We start from the raw sequence: 15714 nt of genomic DNA, 5'->3' as shown, positions 1-15714 counted from the left end.
GGGTCTGAGCGGAATCGATGGCGACACCGTTGAGGCCGGTGATGACATCGCCGGCTGCGAGGCCGATCGACGCCGCCGGCGTGTTCTCGATCACCGAACCGACCACGGCACCCGGCACGGTCTGGGCTGCGCCGGACGCGGCCAGACCGATCCCGATGAAGGCCGGGTAGCCGATCGAGACGGTGTCGGTCTCGACGCCGGTACGGATCTGGTCGACGATGGACAACGCGTCGTCGATCGGGATGGCGAATCCGTCAATGTCGGTCCCACCGGAGGAGGCAGCGGTGTCGACGCCGACGACCTCGCCTTCCGAGTCGTAGAGCGGCCCGCCGGAGTCGCCCGACTGGATGTCCGCGTCCGTCTGGATCAATCCGGTCAGCTGCTTGCCGGCCCCGGTCGTCTCATCCTGGACCGTGATGTCCTGGTCGAGGGCGGTGACGGACCCGTCCGCCGCGCTGGGTGTCCCACCCGTGCCCCCGGCGTTCCCGACCCCGGTGACGGCGTCACCGACGGCTGCGCCGCCGTCGTCGTCGATCGCCACGGTGTCCAGTCCCGAGGCGCCGTCGAGCTGCAGGAGCGCGACGTCGTTCGTGGCGTCCGTCCCGACGACGCGTGCGTCGTACTTCTCCCCGGTCGCCACGACGGTCACGACGATGCTCGTCGCTCCCGCGACGACGTGGTTGTTGGTCAGGATCTGGCCGTCCGCGGTGAGGATCATCCCGGTTCCCGCGGCGGCGGCCCCCTGGTAGGCCAGCTCGGTGTCGATGTCGACGACACCCACGGACTCCGCGGCGGTGGCACTCCGGGTGTTCGCCGTCGCGGCATCCGGCGTCGCCTGCTGCGGGCCAGGCTGGCCACCGGGAGCGCGGAAGCTCTGACCGCCCTCGTCCGGCACCGTCTCCGTCACCTGTGAGGAGGCGGCGACGCTCTGGAACGCTCCGGCCGCCAGCGAGGCGAGGCCGAGGCCACCGGTCACGAGGGACACGACCGTGGCGGCCGTCGCGGCGGCGATGATCCACCCGATGGGCTGCTTCTTTGCCGTGGTCGACAGCGGCTGGGGGATCGTCTGCTGTCCGTACGGCTGGGGCTGCCAGGTGCCGGAGGGCGCGTACTGGCCCTGGCCGGCGGCGTACGGTCCGTACTGACCCTGCGGGCCCTGGTGATGACCGGGCCACACGTGACCGCTCGTCGCGTGGGGAGCCGTGGCGTAACCGAAGGGCGTCGTGGGCTCGCGTCGTGGACCGCCGCCGGTCGTGTTGCCGGGGTAGCCGGCCGGGGGAGTGACGTCCACCCCGGGCTGGGGCTGATACGAGCCGGTGGGCGGCTGGTACGGGTCGGGTGCGGGCGACGGCTGCTGCGCTTGCGTGCCGTCCGCTGGTCGCGACTCAGGGCGTTCTGGATCTGGGGTGGTGTTCACGGGGATTCCTCTCGGCGGGGGTGCTGAGATCATCTGACTCCCACAATCCGAGTGAATCGTCTGGTTCGACCATGAACGGCCTCTGAGCTTCCCGACCGTTTCCCGGATGATGATCGTGCAAACGCTCCATGCGGGACGCCACCTCAGGGTCGCGTGAGCAACGCCTCCAGCGCGGGTCGGGCCGCCGCCTCGGAGATGTGTCCGGCGACGACGAGTTCTGCGAGCCCGTGGACTGCGGCCCAGACCGCCGTGGTCAGAGCGGCGATGACCTGCGGCTCGGCGCCGGGCGCCAGCGACGCCGTCGTCTCGGCGAGCAGCGCTTCGACGCCACCGATGAGTGGCGCCATCGCCTCGCTGGGCGAACCGGGGACACAGACGTCGGGGTCGTAGATCAGGCGGAACCGCTCCGGATGCTGCGCCGCGTAGTGCACATACGTAGAACCGATCCGGACGGCCGCCTCCCGTGGGTCTCGACCCGCCGTCGCCTGCCGCTCCTCGCGCATGGCGTCCAGGAGCTCGGCCATGCCGCGTTCGCTCAACCGTTTCAGGAGCGCGGTGCGGTCGCCGAAATGGTGGTACGGCGCGTTGTGACTGACCCCGGCACGGCGTGCGACCTCTCGCAGGCTCAGCGTGGCATGGCCCTGCGTCCGCATGAGTTCGAGCGCAGCGTCTTCGAGCGCCGGCCCGAGGTTGCCGTGGTGGTACGCCGTCGTCGATCTTGACACAAGCAACATCGTACCCGTAGAGTCGGTTCCGGCCGGAAGTGGACAGTGTCCAGATTCTTGGCACTGTCCAGACCTGCAACTGTTGGAGAACTCATGCCCGCCCTCGTCATCGACGGACACCCGAACCCCGGGTCCCTCTGCGCCGCCCTCGCCACGAGCTACGCGGAGGCGCACGGCGACGCGACCGTCCTCGCCGTCCGCGACCTCGCGTTCGACCCGAACCTCCGCCTCGGTTACACCCGCCGTCAAGACCTGGAGCCCGACCTCGAACGGGCGTGGGAGCAGATCCTCGCCGCGGACCACATCGTGATCGTGGCTCCGGTCTGGTGGGGGTCGGTGCCCGCGCTGCTCAAGGGCTTCTTCGATCGCCTACTGCTGCCCCGTCGCGCCTACCGGATGAGGTCGAACGGCCTCCCTGAGGGGCTGCTGGCGGGCCGTACCGGTCGGGTGATCGTCACGTCGGACTCGCCCTCGTGGTACCTGCCGCTCGTCGGCGACACGACGGTGAAGCAACTCCGTACCACCACCCTCCGGTTCTGCGGGATCAAGCCCGTCGCCGTGAACCGGTTCGGTCGGGTGAAGGATTCGACCGTGGAGCAGCGTCAGCGGTGGCTCGCGAAGGCGGCGCAGAACGGTCGCACGGACGCAGCGCGACGGAATCCTCGCCCCTCCACAGCCCCGGCGGAGCTGGTCAGTGGCCGTCGACTAATCGGATGAAGGCGCTGAGCTCGGCGACACCCTCCGGCGTGACCGGCAGGTACTCGGTGAGCGCGGGGGAGTGCACGAGGTACGCCGCCCACTGGGCGCGGGAGATCCCGACGTTCAGTCGGTTCTTCATCAACAGGAACGACATGCCCCGCGGGACGTCGGCGGGGGAGGACGCGGCCAGCGACACGATCGCGATGACGGCCTCCTGACCCTGGAACTTGTCGACGGTCCCGACGCGCACCGCGTCGAACCCGGCCGCGTCGAGCGTCGCACGGACGACTGCGACGTGGGCGTTGTAGGGACAGACGACGATGATGTCGGCCTCGCTCACCGGGTCGTCGAGGCGGCCGGCATCCGGATCGGTCCAGCGGAGCCCGATGCTCGACCGGACGAGTTCGGCGACGCGGTCGGCCTCCTCCTGCGAACTCGTCGCATTTCCGACGTGGTGGACCGGGACGACGTGCAGTCCCGGCGCACGACCCTCCAGACGCCGCTTCGTCGTGGCCGCTGCTGAGCGCAACTCGCCACCGTACGACAAGCGCGAGACCGGCTCGGTGACCGCGGCGTCCATCCGCCAGGTCTCGTGGAGGAAGTAGCCGAGTTCCGGAGGGAGAACGTCGCGACCGTCGGCCACGAATCCGAGGGCCGAGGTGTCGATCGGTTCGGGATGCGTCCCCTGGCTCACCTGCGGCAGCTGCTGCGGGTCGCCCAGGAGCAGGAGGTTCCGCGCGGCGACGCTCGCCGCGATCGTGTACGCGAGCGAGAACTGGCCGGCTTCGTCGACGACGAGCAGGTCGAGCGACCTCCGGTCGAACCGGTTGGGGTTGCTGAAGTCCCAGGCCGTCCCGCCGATGACGAAGCCGCCGGCCTGCTCGGCCATGAACGCGCCATGACCATTGGCCGGAAGGACCGTGTAGCCGCGCTCCGCATCCGGGTCGGCACCGGATCGCAGGGTCTTCGCCACGAGCGCTGGGGAGAGCCCCGCCGTCACGACGCGCTCGAGGAGGTTCTCGACGACGTCGTGCGACTGCGCCACGACCCCGATCCGCCAGCCGTGCTGCTGCACGAGGGCCGTGATGACGTGCGAGGCGACGTAGGTCTTGCCGGTTCCGGGCGGCCCCTGGACGGCGAGCGCCGAGTCGTCGAGGTCGAGCAATGCGGCGGTCACGTCTTCGATCGTCCGCCCGTCTCCACGGTGGGGTAGCGGCTCACCCGAGCTCGTGCGGGGCGGCCGTCGCCGCAGGATGTCGACGACGCCGTCGTCCGGCCACTCCGGAGAGGCGTCGAGGACCGCTTGCCCCCACTCGGCGATCGCATCGACCTGTGTTCCGGGTCGCGGGGGAGGAGACGGCGTGAGCGCGACCGGCAGCTCCGTGTAGGGCTCACGATCCGTCTTGAGCGTCTCCTGGATGAGCAGGGAGTCGTCGTCGACCTCGAGGACCGTGATCTGCCCCGCCGGTCGCGAGCCGGGCTCGGCGCGGGGGAGCGTGTACGGTCCCGGGTGGTCGTAGACCGCGAACGGGTCGGCGCCGACCTTCACACTGCTGCCGGGAGCCCATCGGCCGCGGAGTCGGACGTGACGGCGGTCGCTGCGCTGCCGCCCCTCGCGGAACCAGTCGCGCTCGACGACTCCCGAGGTGACGGTGAAGACGTTCCGGGTGTCCTCCCATTCGTCGCGCGCGGCGATGAGTCGGGAGAAGTGCTCCTGCCAGAACGACTTGTGCTCGCGCCGGTGGTAGTCGATGGCGGCGGCCGCGAGCGCATACGCGGTGGCGTCGGCGGTGCGTTCCGGGTCGAGGGGGTCTCCGGCCAACGCCGTCAGCGCGTCGTGGAGCGGCGTCGGTTCGTCCACGAGGGGCTCGGGTGCGTCGGTGACGAAGGTGCCGGGAAGCACGCCCCGTTCCGCACCGAGGTCGAGCAACCAGTTCCGCAGTCGACGGGTCGACTCGCAGTCGTACGCGTTGTACTCGGCGATCTCCGCGAGCTTCCGTTCGCCTTCGGCGACGAGCTCCGGGTCGTCGCTCCGACTCAGCTCCCGCGCCTCCGCGTAGGCGGTGATGGATGCCGCGGCGTCGGTGACGTCGCTGTCGCGGTGGTCCTCGCCCATGTAGAGCGGCTCGAGCTTCTTGATCGAGTACGACCGAGAGCCGACGCGCACCGTCTTCCGGACGAAGGGGTAGAGGTCGAAGAGCACGGCCTCGCGGAGGAGGTCGTCGATCGTGTCCTCCCCGACGCCGTGCCGAGCGGCCAGCGAGAGCAGGTGCGTCCGCTCGTACGCGGCGTAGTGGTACACGTGCATGCCCGGGAACTCGGCACGACGGGCGGTGAGGTAGGCGAGGAAGTCGATCAGGGCCGTGCGCTCCTCATGGAAGTCGTGCGCCCACCAGGATCGGAACCGGCCGTCGGTGTCGACGAGACCGAACAGGTAGTCGATCCCCCACCTCGTGCGGTCGCCCCGGCGGGCGTCGCCCGGCTCGCCCTCGGTGTACAGCGGGTCGCCCTCGAAGTCGAAGAAGACGTCGCCCGGATCGGGTTGCGGCAGGAGTCCGAGCGCCGTGGCGTCGTGCACGCGGAACGCCGGCACGCCGGCGGCAAGTGACGGCTCGAGCTGCAGGTGCGCCTGCTCCCGCAGCGCGGCGAGCGTGCTCTCGGCGATGCCGTCGACCGTCCCGCCGGCGCCACCCGACGGCCCGTGCTGCCCCGGTCGTTCGGTCGATCCGGTGAGCGTGAGCGACGCCAGATCGTCGATCGTGGCGATGCCGGCCGCCAGCAGGCGGTCGCGCTGCGTCAACCGGAGGCCGGCCACCAGCAGGACGTCGCGTGAGGCCGTGATCTCGGCGTCGCACCACGCGCATCGTCCGCAGACGCTGTAGCGCTGGTCGCCCCAGGCCACCGGCCCGTCGGCCTCGAGCCGTTCGGCGACGATCCGCAGCAGGCGCGCACGACGGCGACGGTACACCGGCAGGATGTCGGCCACCGCGTGGGTGCTGACGGTGCCGTCTCCCAGAATGAGGTCGACGTCGTCGTCGACCGGGATCCCGGCCGTCTCCAGCTGCTCCACGTAGGCGGCGAGCTGGAGGAGGGCGGTCACCTTCGGTGAGCGCGCGAGTTTGGTGTCCTGCACGCGATACCGGCCGTCGGGCCGGCGCACGATGAAGTCGGCGAAGCCGATGAACGATCCGTCGAAGAACGCGGCCTGGAAGACGACCGGGGCTCCGTCGCGGAACGCCGTGATCGTCGACTGGACTGCTGCGGCGAGCGCTACCGCGTCTCGGACGTCGGGGCGGTCGAGCTCGACGACGCCGGTACCGAACTCGGCGCGGTAGGACTCGAGGACGCGCAGCTCGTGCTGGTCGCCGAGCTTGGAGGTCCGCATGAGCATCTCGTCCTCGGGCTCGACGATCGGTTCGATCCGACCGAGCTTCGCGTCGACCGTGCGCAGGAAGGCGAACTCGCAGTAGGAGGCGTTGGAGAGGTCGCTGGCGCTCGTGATGGCGGAACCGTCGAGGAGGAACATAGGTGCGGTGGGTGCCTTTCGAGACGACTGCTGCGGGGGCTGGTCCGCCTCCGATCGCTGTCAGTCTGGCACGCACCACCGACCACAGCACCGCCGCGGGACGCAGGCTGTCGTCAGCCGAGGGGGAGCTCTCTGTGGAGCGGCGTCGGGCGTCCTCGATCCCGCGTCCCCTAGCCTGGACAGCAACCACGACGCCACGGGACGGGAGCGCATGATGACCACCACGATCCAGGTCGTCGCGGGTGTCGCCTCACAGGACGACACCGTGCTCGCATGTCGGCGGGCACCCGGGCGGGCGTCCGGAGGACGGTGGGAGTTCCCCGGCGGCAAGGTCGAGGCCGATGAGCAGCCGCAGGACGCGCTGGCTCGCGAGCTGCTCGAGGAGCTCCACGCCGACGTCGCTGTGGGCGCACTGCTGGACCGCTCCACGGTCGCCGTGGGCGAGCTCGTCATCGACCTCGCCTGCTACGAGGTCGTCTTCCGCGGTGCGCCCCCGACCCACAGCACCGATCACGACGAACTGCGCTGGGTCACGCGCGAGCAGCTCGGCGAACTCGACTGGGCGACCCCCGACCTCCCGATGGTCAGGAGACTCACCGCGAGTTGACCCCGGAGACGCGGCGTGTCAGTCGGCCGCGTGGAGCGGAATGCGCGCGAGCGTGCGTCCGCTCAGCACGAGATCGTCGTTGGTCGAGGTGATCGCCAGCTCGGTGACCGTCCACTCGAACAGGGTCACGTCGCGCCAACGCTCGAGGAATGCGGCGAGCGCCGCGGTCTCGGCAGCGTCGAGCTCATCGCGGAAGTGGTGCAGGCCCACCCCGACGAGCGGTGCTGGACGCCCGCCGACGGCCCGCTGGATGGGGGCGAAGGCGTCCGCGACGGCGGGGAGGTAACAGCGTCCGCGGTTGATGCCGCCGATGACGGGGCCCGCCAGCCTGACCCGGAAGGGCGTGAACGCGCCGACGGTCGTCCGCAGCCCGTCGAGGAACCCGGAGTCCGCGTCGATGGACGAGAGCGTCGCGTGCAAGCGGTGGGCGCGTCGGAGCTCGATGCCTCGGGCGAGTTTGGGGGCGAAGGGTGCCGAGGCGAGATCGGCCTCGTAGCTCAGGAAGATCGGATCGACGAACAGTCGTTCGACCGGGACGGGGACGACGACCGCCAGGCGCGCCTCGGCGTACCGCCCGCCACGGTAGACGCCGTCAGGGCTTGCGTCGAGCGCGAGCGGGTGGTCGGCGTCGATCAGGGGGAGCTGGGCGTACCGGTAGCGCTCGTCGAAGGTCAGGGCCTCACCTGGTCGGAAGGTGGAGCGGACGACGTCCCAGCTGCGGAGGGCGTCGTGCGAGTGCGACGACGTGTCCGCAGCCCTCGTGGCCGTTTCGGGGACATCGACCTCGAACGCCCGGTCGGCGGATCCGCCGGTCACCGTCCGGACCAGACCCGTCGCGACACCGGTCGGCAGCGCGCCGATCGTGTTTCCGGTCGCACCGGCGGGAGAAGGCATGTCGTGAGGTTAGTGGAGCCGTCAGCCCAGCGCGTCGGGGACACCCCGAATTCGGGCGATCGACCCAATTCACCGTACGGTCGACGCGAACGCCGACACCGGCGGCCGATCAGTGCGCCTTGCCGGCCTTCCAGTAGCCGCAGAACATGACACGGTCCTTCGGCATGCCACCACGGACCCAGAGCCGACGCACGTTCGCGGCCAGAGACTGCTCACCGACCACCCACCCGTAGCACGGGGCGGGCGGCACGCCGAGGGCCGTCGCGGCGGCCAGCGCCGCTCGTCCAGGGACGTCGTGCGGATCCTCTCGGACCACCCATCGCAGCTCGACCCCGTCCGGCACTCGCACGTCCTGCGCGTCGGCCGCGGACGGGATCTCGACGATCGCCGTCCCGACGGTCGACGCCGGAAGCGATGTCAGGATGCCTGCGACGGCGGGGAGTCCGGTCTCGTCCGCGACCAGCAGCACCCGGTCGAGGTCCGCCGGGAGGTTGAACATGCGCCCCTCGTCCAGCAGCGCCACGGCATCGCCCACCTCGCATGACTGGGCCCAGCTCGCCGCGGGCCCCGCAGTCCCCTCGGCGGCCGACCCGTGGATGACGAAGTCGATGTCCAGCTCCGGCCCATCGGGGCCGTCGCGCCGGTAATCCCGCACCGTGTAGTTCCGGAGCACCGGTCGCACCGACTTGGAGATCGCGAGGTACTTGGCGTAGGCCAGCATGTCGAGCTTGGTCGGCAGCCGCTCGAGCCCGCCCTCGGAGACCGGGATGAAGAACCGGAACCACTGGTCGTAACCGAGGAACGTGAAGTCGGTTATGTCGCCGCCACCGAGGGTGACCCTGGCGATGTTCGGCGAGATACGCGAGCGGCGGACGACCCGCAGCGTGAGGAGTGTCGCCGCCTCAGGTTTGATGCGCGCCGTCTCGGCATTCGTGCGAGCCACTCGAGCCCCTTCCTCCGGCGGCTCCGACGGCCGCGACTGAGGCTACCCTAACTCAGGTCACCCTTACTTGGGGGATCCGGGCGTGTCGGCGGCGACCTTCCGCGAACGGGTGTCGAGCAGCGCGAAGACGAGCGCCACGACCACGAAGCCGATCGTGACGAGGGTGCTGTTGCGATACGCGTCGTGATAGACGTCGAGCGAGGCACCCGACGCATCGCCGCCGTTCTCCGAGTACACGGTCGCGTAGAAGGTGGCCGTCGCGGCGGCGAGTCCGACCGCGGTGCCGATGCGCTGGCCGAGTTGACCGATCGATCCGGCGACACCACCGGAGGCCACGGGGATGTCCGCGAGCATCAGCGTCTGGTTCGGAGAGATGACCGCGCCGCCGCCGATGCCGGCGAGCAGCATCGCGGCACCCATCGCGTACGGCGTGATCTCCGGGGGCGTGATGAAGGCGAGGAGTGAGTTGAGACTGAACCCCACCACGACCAGCACGAGCCCACCGACGACCAGGGGACGTCCGAGTCGGTCGACGACCCGACCGCTCAACCACGAGCTGACGGCCGAGGCGAGGGCGAACGGGATCGTGATCATGCCCGCGAAGACCGGCTCGAGCCCGAGCCCCTGCTGCACGAACAGCGTGAGCGTGAGGAACGTGGCCGGCATCGCCGCGAAGTACGTCGTGGAGATCAGGACGCCATTGCGGTAGCTGCCGAGCTTGAACAGGGAGAAGTCGACGACGGGTGTCTTCCCGGCGCGTTGATAGCGACCCTCCCACCAGGCGAAGAGGCCGGCGAAGACGGCGAACGCGACCAGCAACCACCAGCGCGCCGGATCGTCGCCCGGAGAACCGGTCGTCAGGACGAACGGCAGCATGAGCGACAGCACGGCGAGACCGAGGAACACGATGCCCACCGGGTCGAGCGATCCGGCACCCGCCTCGTGCGGCTGCTGCTTGGGCAGCAGTCGGGCGGCGATCGGCAACAGGATGATCGCGAGCGGGACGTTCATCCAGAAGAGCAGGCGCCAGCCGTCCTCCGGGCCGCCGATGGCGATGAGCAGACCGCCGAGCGTCGGTCCGAACGCCGTCGAGAGGCCGATGATGGCTCCGAAGAGACCGAAAGCGCGGCCGCGCTCCTTCCCCACGAACAACTGCTGGATGAGCCCGATGACCTGCGGCATCAGCAGACCCGCGGCGATGCCCTGGAGGATCCGCCCGCCGATGAGGATGCCGACGCTCGGTGCGACGGCGCAGGCGAGACTGGCCGCCCCGAACACGCTCAGGCCGATCATGAACATGCGACGCCGCGAGTGCAGGTCGCCGTAGCGCCCGGCGGGCACGAGGATCAGACCGAAGGCCAGGGCATACCCGGCGACGATCAGCTGCAGGGCGGTCGGGCCGGCGTCGAGCGCCTCCTCGATCGACGGCAGTCCGACGTTGACCTTCGAGAGGTCGAGGATCGTGAGGGCGGCGACCGACACGCAGATGGCGAACGCGCGCCACTTCGTCCGGTCGTCGGGGGCGGTTCGCTCGTCAGTCATCCTGGCCAGCCTAGGCCCGCGTCAACCCGGTCCACCCCGGCTTGACGGGCGCGGATCCGCCGTCCTGTGCAGCATCTTCACCCTCAGAACCGGCTCAGACGATGACGGGGCAGCCGTCACGGGCTACGCTCGGAAGATGCATATGGATGCCCCTCGCGGGCTGCAAGACCCCGACGAACTGGCCGAACGACACCGCATGCTGGCCGAGTCGCCGGCACTCGCGCCGCTGCGCGACTGGTCGGACGCGATGATGACCCGCCGAGGACGGCGGCAGGCGGACCTCGTCCTCCCGCTCGTCGACCCGGCCGATGCGGCCGTCAACGCGAAGACACTGATCCTCCTCGACGCCCCGGGGACCCTGGCCCCCGACAGCCTCGACGCCCCGGGATCCGGCTTCGCCTCGGTCGACAACGACGACCCGATCGCCGAGAGCCTCTGGAATCTGCGGAACGACATCGGCTTCGACGACGTCATGGTCTGGAACATCGTCCCGTGGTACCTGAGCGCCGGGCGGAAGAAGCCGAACGCGCCCGAGGTCGCTCAGGGAGCGATGGAACTGCGCGCCCTCCTGCCCCTCCTCAAGAACCTGCGCGTCGTCGTCCTCTGCGGACCCCACGCCCAGGACGGTTGGTGGAAGCACGTCGAGCCCCTGCTCGGCAACACCTACAGCGCCTTCAACGCTCCGCACCCCTCGCCGTTGTCGCTGAAGCAGCCGGGTCGTCGCGAGGAGATCGAGAAGGTCTTCGCCCGCGCCAAACAGGTCGCCGGCTGATCACATACCCCTGTTCCGCAACCCCCTCGCCCGCCGGACGAGGGGGTTGCGTGCATCCGAGGCCTCGTTAGGGTCGATGGACGAGGAGAGGAGCATCACATGGACATCGGCACCATCGTCATCCTCGCCGCGCTCGTCCTCCTGGCGATCGCGGCCGTCTGGTACGTGTCACGGCGAGACCGCGCCGCGCGCTCGGCCGACGAACACCATTCGCACGACAACGACGCGGAGGTCGAGCGCGAACGCGCGAGAGGCCTGGCCGAAGGCACCGGCGGTGTTCCGCGCCGTGGCGGCGGCCCGATGGGCGTCTGACGTCCCCGCGAGATCGCAGAAACGGTCGCCATCCGCGAAGGATGGCGACCGTTGCTGCGCTCTCGCGGGGACGTCAGAGCCCCGCCCAGGCGATCAGCGCTCCCCAGACGGCGGAACCGACCACGGACACCCCGACGTCGCGACCGATTCGGAGCACCGCCCGCGTCGCTCTCATGAGGCGATCCGCATCAGGCGCCGCGGACTCGAGCTCGGTCTCCAGCTCGGAGGCTGCGCAGTCGAAGTCGATTCGATCGAGATGATCGAGATGGTCGAGCCGCGAAGCGATCGCACCTTTCGCCTCGAGCACGGTACGGAGATGGTCGGACGGGATCAGACCGGACCAGGCGGGGGACCGGTTCCCCACCTGTGTCACGTTGGTGTTCGACCCACCGACGACGACCACACCGCTGCCGTTCGTGATGGTGATCGGTCGTTCCCGGTTCGCACCCATGTAGATCTCGATTCCTCGTTCGCGGAGCATCTGGGCCAAGACCGTCTCGCCTGATCCGGTGATGCTGTATTCGACCGTGCGACGCAGGACACCGTGTCGTCGTCCCTTGATCAATCGGCGAGACTGCAGTCCGTCCAGCACCGCGGACACGCCCACCGGCAGCGCCCTCAGCTCGGATTCGATCGCGGTGCCGGCGACGACTTCGCGATGGCGCACCCGTGAGCCGTTCCAGACCTCAGCGAGCACGGCCAGCTGGTACTCGTCCAACGCTGGATATTGCCCGCGGCTGATGTCGAGCGAGGGTCGACGGAACACGCGGTACAGGTCTCGCGGAGTCGCGATCGCGAAGCGGTCGTTCCTCGCCACGGCTCGGCTCGTTCCGTCGGCGAATCCGAACATCATGGGTTGCGAGGCGGTGTGATGCTCGAATCGAGCAATGGCGAGCAGACCCCGCCGCCGGCCGTGCGGTGTAGCGGCGACGACGAACACCTGAGGAACACCCACCAAGGCCGCATCCGGGCCCGGTTCGATGGCGTAGCTCGGCATCATCCACGTCAGGAGGAACAGCAGAACACTCGCCGACACGAGGCCCGCCGTCAGCCAACCGGAGCCGAAGGGCGGAATCGGTATCGTGATCAGGCCGAGCGTGACCCCGAGGTTCAGACCGGCGCCGATCAGCGACAGGATGCTCACGACGGCGAATTCGACCACTCGACGATAGGGCGTCAGTCGCGTACTCGGACGGCGGCCACTGAGCACACCCCACCATGGATCATGGGCTCGACATGCTGCGGGGATACGAAGGACACGCTCCAGAATGGTGTGCTTCGAGCCACTGCTCCGATCGTCGGTCGCCACGCCTGAAACCATCGCCCGACCCCCCTGCGCACTCGACCCATCACGCTAGCGAAGGGACGCCCTTGGTCGCAGAAGTTCTCCACAGGCTGTCGATCGACCCGCCAGAGCGCAGAAACGGTCGCCATCCATGAGGAATGGCGACCGTTTCTGCGCTCTCGGGGGCGGGCTCTAGACGAGCGGCGGGAGGCCGGCTGCGACGCGCGCGCCCAGCGTGCCGTCGACGGCGGTCCAGTAGGCGATGACCCGCGCACGGAGCTCGGGGCGCGTCACCTTCGAGACGTGGCCGATGATGTTGCCGACGAGACGGTCGCGGGCGGCCTCGTCGAGCACCTCGCGCACGAGGGTCCCGGCCTGGCCGAAGTCGTCGTCCTCGGCGTGCAGCGTCGCGGCTGCCCGCACGAGCTCGCCGTCGGACTGCCAGCCGTTGGATTCAGCGGCACGCGCAGGGTCGGCGTGGGCGCCACCGACCGAGTTGGGTGCGTAGACCGGCGCGTCCGCGTCGTTGAAGGTGTAGCGCATGGCGCCTTCCTTCGAGTACGTGTGCACCGGCGCGTGCGGCGCGTTGACCGGCAGCTGTGCGTGGTTGGTGCCCACGCGGTATCGGTGTGCGTCCGCGTAGCTGAAGATGCGGGCCAGGAGCATCTTGTCGGGGCTCGCAGCGATTCCGGGGACGAAGTTCGACGGCGCGAAGGTCGCCTGCTCGATCTGCGCGAAGTAGTTCTCCGGGTTGCGGTCGAGGGTCATCTTGCCGACCTCGATGAGCGGGTAGTCGCTGTGCGGCCAGACCTTGGTGAGGTCGAACGGGTTGAAGCGGTAGCCCGCGGCGTCGGCGTAGGGCATGACCTGCACGGAGAGCGTCCAGCTCGGGTGCTCCCCTCGCGTGATGGCCTCGGAGAGGTCGCGGATGTGGAAGTCGGCGTCCTCGCCGGCGATCTGGTCGGCCTGGTCCTGCGTGAGGATCTCGATGCCCTGGTCGGTCTTGAAGTGGTACTTCACCCAGAACCGCTCGCCTGCGGCGTTGACCCACTGGTAGGTGTGCGACCCGAAGCCGTCCATGTGGCGCCAGGAGCCCGGCAGACCGCGGTCGCCCATGAGCCAGGTGACCTGGTGCGCGCTCTCGGGGGAGAGCGTCCAGAAGTCCCACTGCATGTCGTGGTCGCGCAGGTGCGAGCCCGGGAGACGCTTCTGCGAGCGGATGAAGTCGGGGAACTTGATGCCGTCGCGGATGAAGAACACCGGCGTGTTGTTGCCGACGAGGTCGTAGTTACCCTCGCTCGTGTAGAACTTCAGCGCGAAGCCACGGGGGTCGCGCCAGGTGTCGGGGCTGCCCTGCTCACCGGCGACGGTGGAGAAGCGTGCGAGCATCTCGGTCTCGACGCCCGGCTGGAACAGCGCGGCGCGCGTGAACTGGGAGACATCGCCGGTCGTGACGAACCGTCCGAACGCACCGCCGCCCTTGGCGTGGACGACGCGCTCCGGCACCCGCTCGCGGTTGAACTGCGCGAGCTTCTCGACCAGGTAGTGGTCGTGGAGCGCGATCGCTCCGTCTGCGCCGACGCTCTGCGAATGCTCGTCGCTCGCGACGGGTGCTCCGCTGTTGGTGGTGGTGTAGCTGGTCTCGGACATGTCTCTCCTCGAGGGTGGGGCTGGTCGGACGGTCGGATGGATTCAGCACTGCCACCTTGGCGGTGTCAGCTGACGATCGGCATGGAGGTGCCGTCGAGGGGTCTGTGGAACGGCGTCAGGCGGCATCCGCCTGGCACGCGGGGCATACTCCCCAGAACGTGATCTCGGCCGTGTCGATGACGTACCCAGCCGTGTCGTCGGGGTGCATGCATGGTGCCGCACCCTGCGTGCAGTCGACGTCGACCACGGCGCCGCATGAGCTGCACACCAGGTGATGGTGGTTGTCGTCGACGCGCAGCTCGTACCGGCCGGGATGGCCGTCCGGTTCGATCCTGCGCACGAGGCCGGCCGCGACGAAGGCGTTGAGCACGCTGTACACGGCCTGTGGGGAGGTTTGCGGGGCTCGCGGCTTCAAGGACGCGACCACCTGCTCCACGTCGGCGTGCGGTGTCCGGGCGAGGATCTCGAGGACGGCGAGGCGTCCCGTTGTCACCCGCAGCCCGGCTGCCCGGATCTTCGTGTTGAAGTCGAACGCCGCCGGCTCCACCTCCGATCCGTTCATGCAGCCACCGTACCCAGTTGTTTTGAATTAGTCAAAATAAGGACTTCCCCTCCACGTTGCCCCGCAGCCAGTCCAACTCTAATATCAGATATGAGTGGTGGACCGGTGGACACCGCCGGATGTGGAGAGATCCCGATCACGGCCGGGGGAGTGCCGTGCTACAGCTCGACGGTCAACAGCGGCCGCAGCGAACGTCGGGTCTCCTCGGCCATGTCCACCGAATCACGATCGAGCAGCCACTGCAGCTGGAGACCGTCCATCATCGCGATGAGCATGCGTGCCGCGCTCGCGGGCTCGACGCCGGCCGCCAGCTGGCCCTCGCGCGCCATCACCTCGAAGGAGACGGTCATCCCGTCGATCAACCAGCTGTACCGCCGGACGAAGTGTTCGTGCGCCGGGTGGTCCGGTGAGGTCGCCTCGGCGGACAGGACGCAGTGGAGCTCGACGAGGCCGGGGACGCGCATGTTGTGCTCGACGAGGCGGAGGAGCCCGCGGATGCCTTCGATGCCGCTCCCGATCTCGATGCCGGACTCCTCGCGATCCCGGTCGTCCCGGAAGTCGAGGATCGCGGCGAGCAGGTCGTTCTTGGTCGAGAAGTGGTGGAGGAGGCCGGCCTGGCTCATGCCCACGCGCTCCGCGACCTCACGGAGCGATCCACTGCGGAACCCCTGCTCGGCGAAGACGTCCATCCCCGCCTCGAGGATCTCCCGACGTCTTGCCGCCGTCTTGGCGTAGCTGCCGCGGGAGCGGCCCGTCTGCGTCACCGTCATCCTGCGATCG

Annotated in this window: 14 protein-coding genes; 4 read left to right on the top strand and 10 right to left on the bottom strand. The window is 69.3% G+C overall.

Translation table 11 applies throughout. From position 1 onward, the window contains the following. Positions 1-1417: trypsin-like peptidase domain-containing protein (locus ACQG07_RS17890; protein ID WP_426739011.1), on the bottom strand; the 1417-nt coding region annotated here is incomplete at its 3' end. 143 nt (positions 1418-1560) lie between these two features. Further along, the gene (locus tag ACQG07_RS17885) at positions 1561-2142 is read right to left on the bottom strand and encodes a TetR/AcrR family transcriptional regulator (RefSeq protein WP_274498844.1); all 582 of its coding nucleotides are present in this window, start codon (positions 2140-2142) and stop codon (positions 1561-1563) included. A gap of 93 nt (positions 2143-2235) precedes the next feature. On the opposite strand from ACQG07_RS17885, the gene ACQG07_RS17880 reads away from it, so the two are divergent. Next, positions 2236-2859 carry an NAD(P)H-dependent oxidoreductase gene (locus tag ACQG07_RS17880; RefSeq protein WP_426739010.1) on the top strand — a complete coding sequence of 208 codons (624 nt, stop codon included), beginning with the start codon at positions 2236-2238 and terminating at the stop codon, positions 2857-2859. Here ACQG07_RS17880 and ACQG07_RS17875 read toward each other — a convergent pair. Beyond that, a complete protein-coding gene (locus tag ACQG07_RS17875) occupies positions 2834-6367 on the bottom strand; it encodes a TM0106 family RecB-like putative nuclease (protein WP_426739009.1) in 3534 nt (1177 codons plus the stop codon). The two genes, ACQG07_RS17880 and ACQG07_RS17875, sit on opposite strands and share 26 nt — an antisense overlap. A 214-nt stretch (positions 6368-6581) precedes the next feature. Between ACQG07_RS17875 and ACQG07_RS17870 the strand changes: the two genes are divergently transcribed. Further along, positions 6582-6974 carry a (deoxy)nucleoside triphosphate pyrophosphohydrolase gene (locus ACQG07_RS17870; RefSeq protein ID WP_426739008.1) on the top strand — a complete coding sequence of 131 codons (393 nt, stop codon included), beginning with the start codon at positions 6582-6584 and terminating at the stop codon, positions 6972-6974. Positions 6975-6992: 18 nt separating this feature from the next. On the opposite strand, the gene ACQG07_RS17865 is transcribed toward ACQG07_RS17870, so the two are convergent. The 3 genes from ACQG07_RS17865 to ACQG07_RS17855 all read right to left on the bottom strand — a co-directional run bounded on the left by ACQG07_RS17865 (position 6993) and on the right by ACQG07_RS17855 (position 10353). Next, positions 6993-7868 carry a hypothetical protein gene (locus tag ACQG07_RS17865; RefSeq protein ID WP_426739007.1) on the bottom strand — a complete coding sequence of 292 codons (876 nt, stop codon included), beginning with the start codon at positions 7866-7868 and terminating at the stop codon, positions 6993-6995. A 109-nt stretch (positions 7869-7977) separates the two neighbouring features. Continuing rightward, positions 7978-8811: a siderophore-interacting protein gene (locus ACQG07_RS17860; protein WP_426739006.1), complete on the bottom strand. Its 834-nt coding sequence runs from the start codon at positions 8809-8811 to the stop codon at positions 7978-7980. A gap of 63 nt (positions 8812-8874) precedes the next feature. Beyond that, positions 8875-10353 (bottom strand): MFS transporter, encoded by a 1479-nt coding sequence (locus tag ACQG07_RS17855; RefSeq protein WP_274498849.1) that lies wholly within the window; start codon positions 10351-10353, stop codon positions 8875-8877. Positions 10354-10489: 136 nt separating this feature from the next. Between ACQG07_RS17855 and ACQG07_RS17850 the strand changes: the two genes are divergently transcribed. Further along, the gene (locus ACQG07_RS17850) at positions 10490-11125 is read left to right on the top strand and encodes a uracil-DNA glycosylase (protein WP_158596626.1); all 636 of its coding nucleotides are present in this window, start codon (positions 10490-10492) and stop codon (positions 11123-11125) included. Positions 11126-11224: 99 nt separating this feature from the next. Next, positions 11225-11437: a hypothetical protein gene (locus tag ACQG07_RS17845; RefSeq protein ID WP_079704298.1), complete on the top strand. Its 213-nt coding sequence runs from the start codon at positions 11225-11227 to the stop codon at positions 11435-11437. Positions 11438-11510: 73 nt separating this feature from the next. Here the strand turns inward: ACQG07_RS17845 and ACQG07_RS17840 are convergent, their stop codons facing one another. From ACQG07_RS17840 to ACQG07_RS17825, 4 genes are all read right to left on the bottom strand, one after another. Next, entirely contained in the window at positions 11511-12581 is a 1071-nt protein-coding gene (locus ACQG07_RS17840; RefSeq protein WP_426739005.1) for a hypothetical protein, read from the bottom strand. 333 nt (positions 12582-12914) lie between these two features. Further along, positions 12915-14372, bottom strand: a complete 1458-nt coding sequence (locus ACQG07_RS17835; RefSeq protein WP_274498851.1) for a catalase — start codon at positions 14370-14372, stop codon at positions 12915-12917. 115 nt (positions 14373-14487) lie between these two features. After that, positions 14488-14934 (bottom strand): Fur family transcriptional regulator, encoded by a 447-nt coding sequence (locus ACQG07_RS17830; RefSeq protein WP_426739004.1) that lies wholly within the window; start codon positions 14932-14934, stop codon positions 14488-14490. A gap of 158 nt (positions 14935-15092) precedes the next feature. Beyond that, entirely contained in the window at positions 15093-15704 is a 612-nt protein-coding gene (locus ACQG07_RS17825; protein ID WP_426739003.1) for a TetR/AcrR family transcriptional regulator, read from the bottom strand. Positions 15705-15714: the final 10 nt, after the last annotated feature.

The organism is Plantibacter sp. 2H11-2 (assembly GCF_050031945.1).
Classification (GTDB): domain Bacteria; phylum Actinomycetota; class Actinomycetes; order Actinomycetales; family Microbacteriaceae; genus Plantibacter; species Plantibacter auratus.
This window is presented reverse-complemented; position numbering and strand designations above follow the sequence as displayed.

Coding starts and splice junctions, on each gene's coding strand:
- ACQG07_RS17850 (WP_158596626.1), top strand. CDS start 10,490: ATGCATATGGATGCCCCTCGCGGGCTGCAAGACCCCGACGAACTGGCC.
- ACQG07_RS17830 (WP_426739004.1), bottom strand. CDS start 14,934: ATGAACGGATCGGAGGTGGAGCCGGCGGCGTTCGACTTCAACACGAAG.
- ACQG07_RS17845 (WP_079704298.1), top strand. CDS start 11,225: ATGGACATCGGCACCATCGTCATCCTCGCCGCGCTCGTCCTCCTGGCG.
- ACQG07_RS17835 (WP_274498851.1), bottom strand. CDS start 14,372: ATGTCCGAGACCAGCTACACCACCACCAACAGCGGAGCACCCGTCGCG.
- ACQG07_RS17875 (WP_426739009.1), bottom strand. CDS start 6,367: ATGTTCCTCCTCGACGGTTCCGCCATCACGAGCGCCAGCGACCTCTCC.
- ACQG07_RS17870 (WP_426739008.1), top strand. CDS start 6,582: ATGACCACCACGATCCAGGTCGTCGCGGGTGTCGCCTCACAGGACGAC.
- ACQG07_RS17880 (WP_426739010.1), top strand. CDS start 2,236: ATGCCCGCCCTCGTCATCGACGGACACCCGAACCCCGGGTCCCTCTGC.
- ACQG07_RS17865 (WP_426739007.1), bottom strand. CDS start 7,868: ATGCCTTCTCCCGCCGGTGCGACCGGAAACACGATCGGCGCGCTGCCG.
- ACQG07_RS17855 (WP_274498849.1), bottom strand. CDS start 10,353: ATGACTGACGAGCGAACCGCCCCCGACGACCGGACGAAGTGGCGCGCG.
- ACQG07_RS17825 (WP_426739003.1), bottom strand. CDS start 15,704: ATGACGGTGACGCAGACGGGCCGCTCCCGCGGCAGCTACGCCAAGACG.